The organism is Streptomyces sp. WZ-12, assembly GCF_028898845.1.
Classification (GTDB): domain Bacteria; phylum Actinomycetota; class Actinomycetes; order Streptomycetales; family Streptomycetaceae; genus Streptomyces.
In genome coordinates, this window is record NZ_CP118574.1 from 4737887 (window position 1) to 4750468 (window position 12582).

The following is a 12582-nucleotide window of genomic DNA, read 5'->3' on the forward strand; positions in this document are numbered from 1 at the left end:
GGCACCGCCTCTCGTCCTCCCGCGCCCGGCCCGTTCGGCGTGCTTACGATCCACTTCGGCCGCCTCCTCGGAAGGGTGGAAGGGAACGCCACATGAGAGCCGTAGCAATCAACGCCTTCGGTGAGGACCCGCAACTGATGGAGCTGCCGCAGCCCGAGCCGGGACCCGGTGAGGTCCTGGTGCGGTTGGCCGCGGCCGGCCTTAACCCGATCGACTGGAAGCTGGCCGACGGCCACTTCGGAGCCATGCAGGCCACCTTTCCTCTGGTGCTGGGCGCGGACGGGGCGGGGGAGGTGGTCGCGGTGGGAAGTGGCGTGCGGCGGTTCACCGTGGGGGATCCGGTGTTCGGCCAGTTCCAGCGGCCCGAGCGGGGCGGCGGTTCCTACGCCGAGTTCGCCGCGGCCCGGGAGGGCGACATCGCGCTGGCCGCCCGCAGCGTGACCTACGCGACCTCGGCGGCCGTGCCGACGGCCGGGATGACCGCGTACAACCTCGTCGAGGAGACCCGGGTCGTTGAGGGACGGCGGGTACTGATCGTCGGTGCGACCGGCGGGGTCGGCACCTTCGCCACCCAGATCGCGGCCGGTCGCGGCGCCGAGGTCATCGCCACCGCCCGCCCCGCCAAGGCGGAGTTGATGCGCACGTTGGGCGCCGCGGAGACCGTCGACCACACGGCGGGCCCGATCGCCGACCAGGTCCTCGCGGCCCACCCGGAAGGGGTGGACGTGCTGATCGACATGACCAGCGACGCCAAGGGCTTCGTCGAGATGACCCGGGCGGTGCGGGACGGCGGGGTGGCGGTCTCGCTGATCGGCGCCGCCGACGCCGATGTCCTCACCGAACACAATCTGCGCGGCTTCAACTTCGTCAACCGCCCCTCCCCCCAACTCCTGGAGATCCTCGCCGGGCACCTCGACGCGGGGCGCCTCACGGTCCTGGTGGGCCTCGAAGTCCCCCTGGAGCAGGCCCCGGAGGCGCTGGCGGCCAGCCGCACCGGGCGGGCGCAGGGGAAGACCGTCCTGGCGATCTGAGCCAGTTCGCCCCGCTAGGGCCTGTCCAACGGATCAACGGTCCTTAGGGCGTCGCCTCGGGGCCCGGCACCGTCCGCGGTCGGTGCTTGGGTACCGTCGTGCGGCGGAGGCGGGCGGCCAGCGGGCCGGCCGTGGCGAGGGCGATGACGAGCGCGGCCGCGCCGATCGTGCTCCACACACCGGTGCGCAGGGCGGCGGTCAGGGCGTCGGTGTAGGCGTCGGCGGCGGGGCGGGAGACCGCGGTGGGCAGGGCGTTCAGGAGCCGGGCGCGGAGCAGCGCCAGCGTCGCGGACAGCAGGGCGCAGGCCAGCGCGCAGCCGAGCGCGGTGCCGACCAGCGCGCGGCGTCGGCGGCGGACGAGCAGCAGCCCGGCCAGGAGGCAGAGCGCGGCGGCCGGCGGCAGCAGCCGGGCACCGGTGCGCGCGGCCCGGAATCCGGTCCGGAAGTGGGGCACGTCGGGGGACTTGAGCAGCACGATCGAGGTGCCGGTGGGCGGCACGTGGCGAACGATGTCAATGCCCAGGGCGTTCCCGGTGAGTTGGTGCCTCACGCGGGCGAGGACCGGTGCGAGGTCGAGGGTGACGGGGGCGTTGCCGGAGGTGGCGAGGGTGCCGTCCAGGGTCCGGTGGGCGGTGCGGTGCACCCCGGTCCAGAGCGCGGGGAACGTGCGGGCGGTGACGACCTGACGCACCTGTTTGTCGACGAACTCGCGGATGCCGAGGGTGAACTTCCGTCGTAGCGCCGGTCGTTCGGCGCGGGGGACGGCCTTGAGCAGCCCGTCGAGCCGGACGTGGGGCATCACGCCGTTGGTGACGTCGTGGACGACGGCGTCCTGGATGGCGGGGTTGCCGGCGAGCGGGGCGACCGTGGCCACATAGCGGTCGGTGTCGGTGAGTTCGGCGCGGGCCCAGACGGCGGCCAGGCTCAACGGCAGCAGCAGCGCTCCGATCACCAGCAGCGCTCCGCCGGCCAGCGAGCGGGCCCGGCGCGGCCGTCCCGGTGAGCAACGCGCCTCCGCCTCCCGGCCGTCGGCGCGTGCGGGTGCACTCGCTGACATCGCGTCGCGGTCCTTCCTGCCCCGGCGGTTGCTGCCACCCTCCAGGCAAGTCGGTGCGGGGGGCGGTCGCGAGCGGGGCCGGTGCCAACGGGTGACCGCGGGGACGCGCGACGGCACGGCGCTCGCGCGGTGCTCAGCCGGACCGTCGGGCCTTTCCGCGCCGGACCGCCCGGACCACCCTGGGGGCGGACAACGCGCAGGCCAGGGCGATCACTGTCCACCCCATCGGGCCGCTCCCGTGCGCCGTCGTCCGAGCACCGCGGCGGTGCCGGTTGACGGCGTGCGGGCCCGTGCCCGGGCCGGGTTCAGCCGAGTGGGGCGAACCCGGGAGGGGCGTGGGGTCAGTGCCGGTGCGGTCCGGGGCGGTGGACGGGGCCGTGGGAGTCGTCGCAGTGGCTGCCGGAGGGCTGCACGGGGCCGGGCCCGGGGCCCAGGGTGAGCAGCTCGTCCTCGTCCTGTTCGCCGAGGTGGTCGACCTGGAGGGTGGCGTGGGTGATGCCGTACTCGGTGCGCAGCAGCTCCTGGAGGCTGCGGCGGACCTTGTGGCAGTCGCCACCCGGGGCCACGAGGATGTGCGCGGACAGCGCGGGCTGCCCGGAGGTGATCTGCCAGATGTGCAGGTCGTGCACCTCCACGACCTGCTCCCCGGCGACCAGGTGGTCGCCCAGCGCGTCCGGATCGATCCCGGCCGGGGCGGCCTCCATGAAGATCCGGCCGGACTCCCGCACCAGCCCCGTGCCGGCCTTCAGCATCAGCGCGACGACGACCAGCGAGGCGATCGCGTCGGCCCGGGCGAAGCCCGTGGTCAGCACGATCAGGCCGGAGATCGCGGTGGCGATGAAGCCGAACAGGTCGGTGAGGATGTGCTGGTAGGCGCCCTCGATGTTCAGGCTGGAGCGGTTGGCCTTCGACAGGAACCAGGTGCAGATCAGGTTCACCACGACACCGGACAGCGCGGTGATCACCACCAGGCCGCCGGTGACCTCGGGCGGCGAGATCAACCGCTGGACCGCCTCGTAGGCCAGCCAGAGGGAGAGCACCAGCAAGGTGATGCCGTTGGCCTGCGCGGAGAGGATCTCGGCGCGCTTGAGGCCGTAGGTGTAGCCGCCCCGCGCGGGCTTCGCGGCCAGGCGCATCGCGACCAGGGCCAGCACGATCGAGACCGCGTCGGTGAGCATGTGGGCCGCGTCCGAGATCAGCGCCAGCGACTGCGCCAGGAAGCCGATGACGACCTCGATCGCCATGTAGGCGGTCAGCAGGATGAGCGCGGCCCGCAGCCAGCGCCGGTCGGCGTCGGGGGAGACCCCGTGGGCGTGGCTGTGTGCATGGCTGTGTCCACTGTGGGCGTGCTCGGTCATGGCGCGCTCCTTCTCGGCTCCACCTTGCTCGTCGCTGCGAAGCAAACCGCACTTCGGGAAAAGATCCAAAGGCTGCACCGGTGACCGTTGTCATTACCGTCGAACGGGCTATCGTGCCTGGTCAGAGCGGTGTGTTGCGGGAGCGCGCGAGCGGCGGCGGATTCTGTCCCGGAGGGGAGCGTTCGGCGTTTTGCGGGAGACACCCGGTTTCACGTGAAACATGCGTGCGGTTTCACGGGCGGCGGCGACCGGCCCGCGGTGCGGTGGGATTCCGGCGAGCGGGTGGGAAGAAAAGAGGACAGCGCGCGGATCCCCCTCGCGCGCTGTCCGGTCCATGGCCGGGCCCGCCTCGTTCCGGGCCCCCGGACAGTAATAGCAAGTAATTGCGCATCGCGTGCAGGAGGGCGCGGGGTGGGCGCACCGGAACGTGCCGCGGCGCGTGGGGCCTCCCCGGAAGCCGCGGCGGCCCGGCCGGTCAGTAGAGTTCGGCACCCGTCCCCCGACGGGCTCCGTTCCGCAAGCCCCGTCCCTTCGCGCCCCGAGGTACCCCGCCGTGACTCCCCCGCTTCCGCTCTCCGTCGTTGGTATCGGGGCCGATGGCTGGGACGGGTTGGCGCCGGCCGCGCGGCGGGAGTTGGGTGCGGCCGAGGTACTGATCGGCGGGGCGCGGCAGTTGGCGTTGCTGCCGGATGAGTGCACGGGCGAGCGGGTGGCGTGGCCCTCGCCGCTGCGACCCGCGGTCCCCGGGCTACTCGCCGCGCACGCCGGGCGGCGGGTCTGCGTGCTGGCCAGTGGGGACCCGATGTTCTACGGGATCGGGCGGACCCTGACCGAGGTGATGGCGGAGGACCCCGTGGTACGGCGACCGCTGCGGGTGGTGCCGCATCCGTCGTCGGTGGCGTACGCCTGCGCCAGGTTGGGCTGGGCGGTGGAGGACACCGAGGTCGTCACGCTCGTCGGACGGCCCGCGGAGAACCTGGTGCGGGCGCTGCACGACGGGCGGCGGGTGCTGGTGCTGTCGGCCGGGGCCGGGACGCCCGGCGAGGTCGCGGCGCTGCTGCGGGCGCGGGGCTTCGGCCCGAGCCGGATGCGGGTGTGGGAGCAACTCGGCGGCGCGCGCGAGCGGTTGGTCGACGGCACCGCGCGGGCGTGGGACGCGCCCGCCGGCGATCCGCTCAATGTGATCGCGCTGGACTGTGCGCGGGAGCCGGACGCCCCGCGGCTGCCGGTCGTGCCCGGACTCCCCGACGACGCCTACGAGCACGACGGCCAGTTGACCAAGCGTCACATCCGGGCGGCCACGCTGGCCGCGCTCGCCCCCGCGCCCGGCGAACTCCTCTGGGACGTCGGCGGCGGCTCCGGCTCCATCGCCGTCGAATGGTTGCGCGCGCACCGCAGTTGCCGGGCGGTCAGCGTCGAACGGGACGCGGCACGGGCGGCGCGGATCGGCCGCAACGCGCGGGCGCTCGGCGTCCCGGGCCTTCAGGTGGTGCACGGGGCGGCGCCCGCCGCGCTGGCCGAACTGCCGTCGCCGGACGCGGTGTTCATCGGTGGCGGGCTGACCGCGCCGGGGTTGCTGGACGCCTGCTGGGAGGCGCTGCCCCCGGGCGGCCGGCTGGTCGCGAACACGGTGACGCTGGAGTCCGAGGCGCTGCTGACCGAGTGGTACCGGCGGCACGGCGGCGAGTTGGTGCGGCTCGCGGTCGCCCATGCGGTGCCGGTCGGCGGCTTCACGGGGTGGCGGCAGGCGATGCCGGTCACCCAGTGGTCGGCGGTGAAGCCCGCGCGGCCCGGTGCAATGGAGCCCGGCCCGCGGGGGACCGCCGTGCCGTCCCGCCCCCAGGACCCCTCGTAACCTCCCCAGGAGATCGACAGCATGACCGTTCACTTCATCGGCGCGGGCCCCGGCGCCGCCGACCTGATCACCCTGCGCGGCGCCCGCACCCTCGCCTCCTGCGGGGTGTGCCTCTACGCGGGGAGCCTGGTGCCGCGCGAACTCCTCGCCGAATGCCCGCCCGGGGCCCGGCTGATCGACACCGCGCAGCTCGATCTGGACGCGATCACCGCGGAGTTGGTCCGCGCGCACGAGGAGGGCCACGACGTCGCCCGGCTGCACTCCGGCGACCCGTCCGTCTTCAGCGCGGTGGCCGAGCAGATGCGCCGGCTGGACGCGGCGGGGGTGCCCTACGAGGTCGTGCCGGGCGTGCCGGCGTTCGCCGCGGCGGCGGCCGCCCTCAAGCGCGAACTGACGGTGCCCACCGTCGGCCAGACCGTCATCCTCACCCGCGTCGCCCAGCGCGCCACGCCCATGCCGGACGGCGAGGACCTGGCGACCCTGGGCCGCAGCGGCGCGCTGCTGGTGCTGCACCTCGCGGCGATGTACGTCGACCGGATCGTGGACGAACTGCTGCCGCACTACGGCGCGGACTGCCCGGCCGCCGTGGTGGCGATGGCCTCCCGGCCCGAGGAGCTCGTCCTGCGCGGCACGCTCGGCGACATCGCCGGGCAGGTGAAGGCCGCCGGGGTGGTCCGGACCGCGGTGATCATGGTCGGCCGCACGCTGGGGGCCGAGCAGTTCCGCGACAGCCACCTCTATTCGCCGGAGCGGGAGCGGCCGCACACGCCGTGCGGCGAGGGCGCCTGAGAAGACGTCAAGAGTCGTGCGCACCAGGCCTGTCCGACTGAATTGTATGACCGCATCGGGGTGAAAGTCTGTTTTCCTGACGTCGGACGCCGGTAAGGAAGCGTCGACACCCAGGGGGACCGACGCTAAGGAGCACGTCCACGATGCGTACCAGAATGGCCGCCGGCGCGGTCGTCGCCGCGACCCTACTGACCCTCACCGGTAGCACTGTCGCCAGCGCCAACGGCAAGGACAACCCGCCCCGGATGAAGGACAGCCCCATCCAGATGGTCGCCTGTGCCCTTGGGACCGCACTGGGCTCGCTCACCGGCGGAGACGCCAACTGTGTGCGGGACCGGATGGATCGGGCCCGCGAGGACCAACGCCGGAAGGGGCAGCGTAAGGACAAGCTCGGTCGCGGCGCCGGGCGCGCGGACGACATGGGGCGTGCCAACGACGCTGGCCGTGAGGACGGCCTGGGCACCGGGGAGATGCTGCCGCGGATGTGACGAGCGGCGTACGGCGGGGGCCGGGTCCTGGCCGGCCGGCGCGGGTTTCACGTGAAACCTCCAGCGCCGGCCGTGCTAGGCACCCGGCCCCCGTGGCTCCGCCCGGCCCACCACCAGTCCCGCCCGGTCGATGCAGATGACGTCGACCGCGACCGGCGCGCCGCGCAGGACGGCCAGCGACTCGTCCCGGGCCGTGGCCGCCACCAGATCGCCCAGCGGAACGCCGGCCGCCGTGCACAACTGGAGTGCCGCGAGGCCGGTGTTGGCGCCGGCCACCGCCTCCGCCAGCGCCTCGTCGGCACCGCCGCGCCGGGCCAGCTCGGCCAGAAAGCCCTTGTCCACCTGGGACCGCGCCGAGTGCAGGTCCAGGTGCCCGGCCGCCAACTTGGAGAGCTTGGCGAAGCCGCCGCAGATCGTCAGCCGGTCGACGGGATGGCGGCGGATGTACTTGAGCACCGCCCCCGCGAAGTCCCCCATGTCGAGCAGCGCGTCCTCCGGCAGGTGGTGCAGGGCGACCGCGACCTTCTCCGACGTCGAGCCGGTGCAGCCGGCGACGTGCCGCCGGCCCGCGGCCCGGGCCACGTCGACCCCGCGCCGGATCGAGTCGATCCACGCCGAGCAGGAGTACGGCACGACGATCCCGGTCGTCCCCAGGATCGACAGTCCGCCCAGGATGCCCAGGCGCGGATTCCAGGTGCTGCGCGCGATCTCCTCGCCGTGGTCGACGGAGATCGTGACCTCGACGTCCGCGGTCGCGCCGGGTCCCCGGTGCGCCTCCGCGACGCGCGCCAGATGCTCCCGGATCAGTTGGCGCGGTACGGGATTGATGGCGGGTTCGCCGACGTCCAGCGGGAGTCCAGGACGGGTGACCGTGCCCACGCCGGGACCTGCCCGGTAGACCACGCCGCTCCCGGTCGGCAGCGCCCGCACCGTGGCGCGCACCAGTGCCCCGTGCGTCACGTCGGGATCGTCCCCGGCGTCCTTCACCACCCCGGCCATGGCGGTGGCGGGTCCCGTTCCGGCGGCGGTCAGCTCCTCGACGGCGAGCGCGAAGGCCGGCGTCTGCCCCTTCGGCAGCGTGATGGTGACCGGGTCCGGGAACTCGCCGCTCAACAGCGCGGTGTAGGCGGCCGTGCCGGCCGCGGTGGCGCACGCCCCGGTGGTCCACCCGTGCCGCAGCCCGGTGTGCGCGAGCTGTGCGCTGCGGCCTCCCGTACCCTTCGGTTGCGTTTCACCCACGGAGGTTCCCGCCGCTCATGTCGTCCGCACCCGTCCATGACCCCGTCCGCCATGTGGTGATCCTCGGCGGCACCACGGAGGCCCGCCGGCTGGCCGCGGCGTTGGTGACGGAGCCGGCGGTGCGGGTGACGAGTTCACTGGCCGGTCGGGTGGCGGCGCCGCGGCTGCCCGCCGGAGAGGTGCGGATCGGTGGGTTCGGCGGCCCCGAGGGCCTGGCCCGCTGGCTGCGGGAGCACGCGGTGGACGCGCTCATCGACGCCACCCATCCTTTCGCCGGCACGATCAGTTTCCACGCGGCCCGGGCCGCCGCCTGTGCCCATGTTCCCCTGCTGGCGCTGCGCCGCCCCGGCTGGGGCGCGCAACCCGGCGACGTCTGGCACCCGGTCCCCACCCTCGCCGAGGCCGCCGCCGCCCTGCCCGCGCTCGGCGGCCGGGTCTTCCTGACCACCGGCCGGATGGGTCTGGCGCACTTCGCCCACCTCACGGACCAGTGGTTCCTGGTCAGGTCGGTGGACGCGCCCGAGGCACCGCACCCGCCCCGGATGACCGCGCTCCTGGACCGCGGCCCGTTCACCCTCGACGGGGAACGGGAGTTGCTGCGCCGCCACCGCATCGACGTCCTGGTGACGAAGGACAGCGGCGCCGCGGCGACCGCACCCAAGCTGGCCGCCGCCCGGGAGGCCGGGGTGCCGGTGGTGGTCGTCCAGCGGCCACCGGTTCCGGAGGGCGTGCCGGTGGCCGCGGAACCGGCCGCGGCGGTGGAGTGGGTGCGGGCGCTGCTCGGCTGACGCCCCGTGAGCGGTCAGCGCTCCGGGTACCGTCGCGGCGTCCAGACCGCCTCCGTACCGTCGTCGCGCCGCACTCGCTGGGTCTGTGACGAGCCGACCAGCAGGATCGTGCGCATGTCGACCTGGGCGGGATCGAGGTCGGTGAGCGGGACGGTGCGCAGCGACTCCTCGGGGCCGCCGATGTCGCGGGCGAGCATGACCGGGGTGTCCGGCGCGCGGTGCTCCAGCAGGACGTCCCGGGCCTTGGCCACCTGCCAAGTGCGGCTGCGGGAACCGGGGTTGTAGAGGGCCAGTGCGAGGTCGGCGGCGGCCGCCGCGCGCAGCCGTTCGGCGATCACCTCCCAGGGCTTGAGCCGGTCGGAGAGCGAGATCACCGCGTAGTCGTGGCCCAAGGGGGCGCCGGCGCGGGCGGCGGCGGCGTTGGCGGCCGTGACACCGGGCAGCACCCGCACCGGGACGGAGCGGTAGGGCTCCTGGGACGCCACTTCGAGGACCGCGGTGGCCATCGCGAAGATGCCCGGGTCGCCGCCGGAGACCACCGCGACCCGGCGGCCCCGGCGGGCCAGGTCCAGGGCGAACTCGGCGCGCTCGGACTCGACCTTGTTGTCGGTGGCGTGCCGGCGCTGGCCCGGGCGTACCGGGACGCGGTCCAGGTACGTGGCGTAGCCGACGAGGTCGTCGGCGGCGGCCAGGGCGCCGCGGGATTCCGGGGTGAGCCAGCGCGGACCGGCCGGCCCGGTGCCGACCACGACCACCTCGCCGGCGTCCGCGGCGGCCGGCTCCGGCTCCTCGGCCGCGGTGGCGATGCGGCTGGGGACGACCGCGACGGAGAAGTACGGAACGCTGTCGGCGTCTATGTCGGACAGCGCGCCGGTGCGCTCCCCGGCCATCGTGGCGCGCTCGACGTAGCGGGCCTCCGGCATCCGGCCGGAGCGCTCCAGGGCGCGGCGGACGGTGGGGAAGGTGCGGCCCAGCTTCATCACCACCGCGGAGTCGGTGGCGCTCAGACGGGCCGTCAGCTCTTCCTCGGACAGCGTGCCGGGGAGGACGGTCAGCACCTCGTCGGCCTCGGTGAGGGGGGTGCCCAGCCGGGCCGCGGCGGCGTTGATGGAGGTGACGCCGGGCACGACCTCGGTGGGGTAGCGGTGCGCCAGCCGCTTGTGCATGTGCTGGTACGAGCCGTAGAAGAGCGGGTCGCCCTCGGAGAGCACCGCGACCGTGCGGCCGGCGTCGAGATGGGCCGCGAGCCGCGCCGCCGCCGCCTCGTAGAACTCGTCCAGGGCGCCGCGGTAGCCGCCGGGGTGGTCGGTCGACTCGGTGGTGACCGGGTAGACCAGGGCCTCCTCGATGTGGTCCGGGCGGAGGTGCGGGGCGGCGATGGAGCGCGCGATGGAACGGCCGTGCCGGGCGCTGTGGTACGCCACCACATCGGCCTCGGCGATGACCTCCACCGCCCGCACGGTCATCAGGGACGGGTCGCCGGGGCCGAGGCCGACGCCGTAGAGGCGTCCGGTGGAGTGCCGCGGGGAGTGTGCGGCCGGCTGGTCCGGCGCACCGCTGGGGGACTGCTGCTCGCGCACGCTCACTCCTCCTCGCTCGCCAGGGCGTTGAGCGCCGCCGCGGCCATGGCGCTGCCGCCGCGCCGCCCGCGCACCACGATGTGCTCCAGCTTCGACGGGTGGCCGATCAGCGCGTCCTTGGACTCGGCCGCGCCGATGAAGCCGACCGGGATGCCGAGGACGGCGGCGGGGCGCGGCGCCCCCTCCTCGATCATTTCGAGGAACCGGAAGAGGGCGGTGGGGGCGTTGCCGAAGGCGACCACGGCGCCCTCCAGCCGGTCCCGCCACAGTTCGAGCGCGGCGGCGCTGCGGGTGGTGCCCATCCGGGCGGCCAGCTCCGGAACGGCCGGATCGCCGAGGGTGCACAGCACCTCGTTGTCCGCGGGCAGTCGCTTGCGGGTCACGCCGCTGGCCACCATGGTGGCGTCGCACAGGATCGGCGCACCGGCGCGCAGCGCGGCCCGGGCACTGGCCACGACGCCCGGGGTGAAGGCCAGGTCGCGGACGAGATCGACCATGCCGCAGGCGTGGATCATGCGGACCGTGACCCGGCTGACATCGGCGGGCAGTTCGGACAGGTCCGCCTCGGCGCGGATGGTGGCGAAGGACTGGCGGTAGATGGCCGCCCCGTCCTTTTCGTAGTCGAACGCGGTCACTTGAGCCTCGGGGTCGTGGGTTGAGGGGTGGAAGAGGGGTGTGGGGCGTCGGCGGGGGGTGCCAAGTCCCGTGTGCCAGGGGCCGGTTCGGCCCGTACGCAAGAAGCCGGACCTTGTGGTGTTTCACGTGAAACGGCGCTCGGTCGGGGCGTTTCACGTGAAACATCCGCCGGGGCCGTGGAGTTGGAGCGCACGGCGGTGGTGCGGTATCCGTCGGGCGTCGCCAGGACGTCGATCCAGGCGCCGTGCGGATGACCGCAGCGCCGTGCGCAGCCCGACCAGTGGACGGGCGGGCCGACGGGCGGGGCGGAGTCGCCCGCCGGGACGGGCCGGCCCGTGGCGAGGGCGGCCGACGCATCGCTCCGCACGTCCGTCAGGGACTTGGCGCAGCCGGGGAGGCCGGTGCAGGCGGTGACCCCGCGCCACGGCGAGGCCGGGTCGGTGACCAGACCGGCGGCGGCGAACTCGCCCAGCCGTCGGTCCGCCGCGCTCGCCGGCAGGCCGGGGACGACGATGCCGCGCCAGGGCGTGAGGCGCAGCGCGCCGGAGCCGTCCGCCGCGGCGACCTCGGCCAACAGCCGCCACTGGCCCGCGGTCAGCCGGCCGAGCGGCGCCAGGACCACCAGCGCGCGGCGGCCGCCCGGGCCCTCGACCGGGCCGGGGACGGCGGCATCGGCGTACGGCACCGCCGGCCGCGGGCCGGTCGCCGCCGCGTGGGCGGCGGGCTCGGCGGTGATGCCCGCGGCCCGCAGCGCACCCCGCACGTCGTGGACGGTGAGCGGGCGCGCGGCGGGGAGTTCGCGGACCCGCCAGGCGCCGCTGTCGCTCTCGGCCGCGGCGGCCAGGAAGGTCTCGGCGGCGATCAGCGCCGCCCGCGGGACGTCGTCCGCCGCGATCCGCAGCGCCGCCGGGTCCTCGCCGACGCGGAGCAGCGCCCCGTGCCCGGACGCCGCCCCCGGGGCGAACGCGGTGCCCGCCGGGGCCCGTCGGCCGGATTCTGCGAGCAAGGTCACATCGCCGCCGAGCCCCGCCACATCGCCCCGCCCGTCGTCGAGGACGAACAGGAAACGGCCCGAAAGGGCCGTCGCCGGCTCGCTCGCGCACAGCAGCGCATCCAGGCTCCGGGCCCACCACCGCACGTCGGAGGGGGTGTGGTGGTCCAGCCCGGCCAGCGGCGAGGCCAGCACGTTGCGGATCCGCTCATGACGGACCGACGGCAGCAGCCCGGCGTCGGTGAGGAGGGCGGCCAGGCGGCCGCCGCAGTCGTCGGGCAGGCCGCGGAGTTCGACGTTGCCGCGGGAGGTGAGCGAGAGGTGGCCGTCGCCGAGGAGTTCCGCGGCGTCCGCCAGCGCGCGGGCCTGGGATGCCGTCAAGTCCCCTGCGGGCAGCCGGACTCGGGCCAGTTCGCCGTCGGCGGCGGGATGCAGTCGCAGCGCTCCCGGGCAGGCGTCACCGCGGTCCCGTACGGGCGGTCCGGCCCGGTCGGGGCGTCGAGAGGGGGAGGGCGGCATGGCGGCGAGCATACCTACGCGTCGGATCCCGGAACCGGGGTGAGGGGGGCGTACGGGCGGCCCCTCCAGGCGGGCTCCCGCGGCTCGGCCGCAGCCCTTACTATGCAGGTCGGCGGGTCGGCTGACCCGCCGGACGCCAGCGACGGCGCCAAGGGAGGAAGCCCGGTGAGAATCCGGCGCGGTCCCGCCACTGTGAACCCGGCCACCGCCGGGTGAGCCAGGAACTCCCGCCGTCCATACGACCACCCGGG

At 74.8% G+C, this 12582-nt stretch carries 11 protein-coding genes and 1 riboswitch; of the genes, 5 read left to right on the forward strand and 6 right to left on the reverse strand.

The window, feature by feature from the left end; genetic code table 11:
* Positions 1-92: 92 nt before the first annotated feature.
* Positions 93-1031, forward strand: a complete 939-nt coding sequence (locus tag PV796_RS20405) for an NADP-dependent oxidoreductase (protein ID WP_274914737.1) — start codon at positions 93-95, stop codon at positions 1029-1031.
* A gap of 43 nt (positions 1032-1074) precedes the next feature.
* Here the strand turns inward: PV796_RS20405 and PV796_RS20410 are convergent, their stop codons facing one another.
* Both PV796_RS20410 and PV796_RS20415 read right to left on the reverse strand, forming a co-directional pair.
* Complete coding sequence (locus tag PV796_RS20410) at positions 1075-2088, reverse strand: hypothetical protein (RefSeq protein WP_274914738.1); 1014 nt, start codon at positions 2086-2088, stop codon at positions 1075-1077.
* Positions 2089-2429: 341 nt separating this feature from the next.
* Entirely contained in the window at positions 2430-3446 is a 1017-nt protein-coding gene (locus tag PV796_RS20415) for a cation diffusion facilitator family transporter (protein WP_274914739.1), read from the reverse strand.
* Positions 3447-3999: 553 nt separating this feature from the next.
* Here PV796_RS20415 and cbiE point away from each other — a divergent pair.
* The 3 genes from cbiE (at position 4000) to PV796_RS20430 (ending at position 6578) form a co-directional block, all read left to right on the forward strand.
* On the forward strand, positions 4000-5301 hold the full coding sequence (gene cbiE, locus PV796_RS20420; protein WP_274914740.1) for a precorrin-6y C5,15-methyltransferase (decarboxylating) subunit CbiE: 1302 nt from the start codon (positions 4000-4002) through the stop codon (positions 5299-5301).
* A gap of 21 nt (positions 5302-5322) precedes the next feature.
* On the forward strand, positions 5323-6090 hold the full coding sequence (gene cobM, locus PV796_RS20425; protein ID WP_274914741.1) for a precorrin-4 C(11)-methyltransferase: 768 nt from the start codon (positions 5323-5325) through the stop codon (positions 6088-6090).
* Positions 6091-6233: 143 nt separating this feature from the next.
* Positions 6234-6578 carry a hypothetical protein gene (locus PV796_RS20430; protein ID WP_274914742.1) on the forward strand — a complete coding sequence of 115 codons (345 nt, stop codon included), beginning with the start codon at positions 6234-6236 and terminating at the stop codon, positions 6576-6578.
* 75 nt (positions 6579-6653) lie between these two features.
* Here PV796_RS20430 and PV796_RS20435 read toward each other — a convergent pair whose 3' ends face one another.
* Positions 6654-7817 (reverse strand): cobalt-precorrin-5B (C(1))-methyltransferase, encoded by a 1164-nt coding sequence (locus PV796_RS20435; protein ID WP_274914743.1) that lies wholly within the window; start codon positions 7815-7817, stop codon positions 6654-6656.
* Positions 7818-7834: 17 nt separating this feature from the next.
* Here PV796_RS20435 and PV796_RS20440 point away from each other — a divergent pair, with 17 nt between their 5' ends.
* Positions 7835-8605: a cobalt-precorrin-6A reductase gene (locus PV796_RS20440; protein WP_274914744.1), complete on the forward strand. Its 771-nt coding sequence runs from the start codon at positions 7835-7837 to the stop codon at positions 8603-8605.
* A gap of 14 nt (positions 8606-8619) precedes the next feature.
* Here PV796_RS20440 and PV796_RS20445 read toward each other — a convergent pair whose 3' ends face one another.
* The 3 genes from PV796_RS20445 to cobG are packed head-to-tail and all read right to left on the reverse strand — an operon-like array spanning position 8620 to position 12343.
* The gene (locus PV796_RS20445; RefSeq protein WP_274914745.1) at positions 8620-10191 is read right to left on the reverse strand and encodes a precorrin-2 C(20)-methyltransferase; all 1572 of its coding nucleotides are present in this window, start codon (positions 10189-10191) and stop codon (positions 8620-8622) included.
* Positions 10188-10820, reverse strand: coding sequence for a precorrin-8X methylmutase (locus tag PV796_RS20450; RefSeq protein WP_274914746.1), 633 nt, complete (start codon positions 10818-10820; stop codon positions 10188-10190). Before PV796_RS20450 ends, PV796_RS20445 begins: the two co-directional genes overlap by 4 nt.
* A complete protein-coding gene (cobG, locus tag PV796_RS20455; RefSeq protein WP_274914747.1) occupies positions 10817-12343 on the reverse strand; it encodes a precorrin-3B synthase in 1527 nt (508 codons plus the stop codon). Before cobG ends, PV796_RS20450 begins: the two co-directional genes overlap by 4 nt.
* An 84-nt stretch (positions 12344-12427) precedes the next feature.
* Positions 12428-12577: riboswitch (cobalamin riboswitch) on the forward strand.
* The last annotated feature ends 5 nt before the right edge of the window (positions 12578-12582 follow it).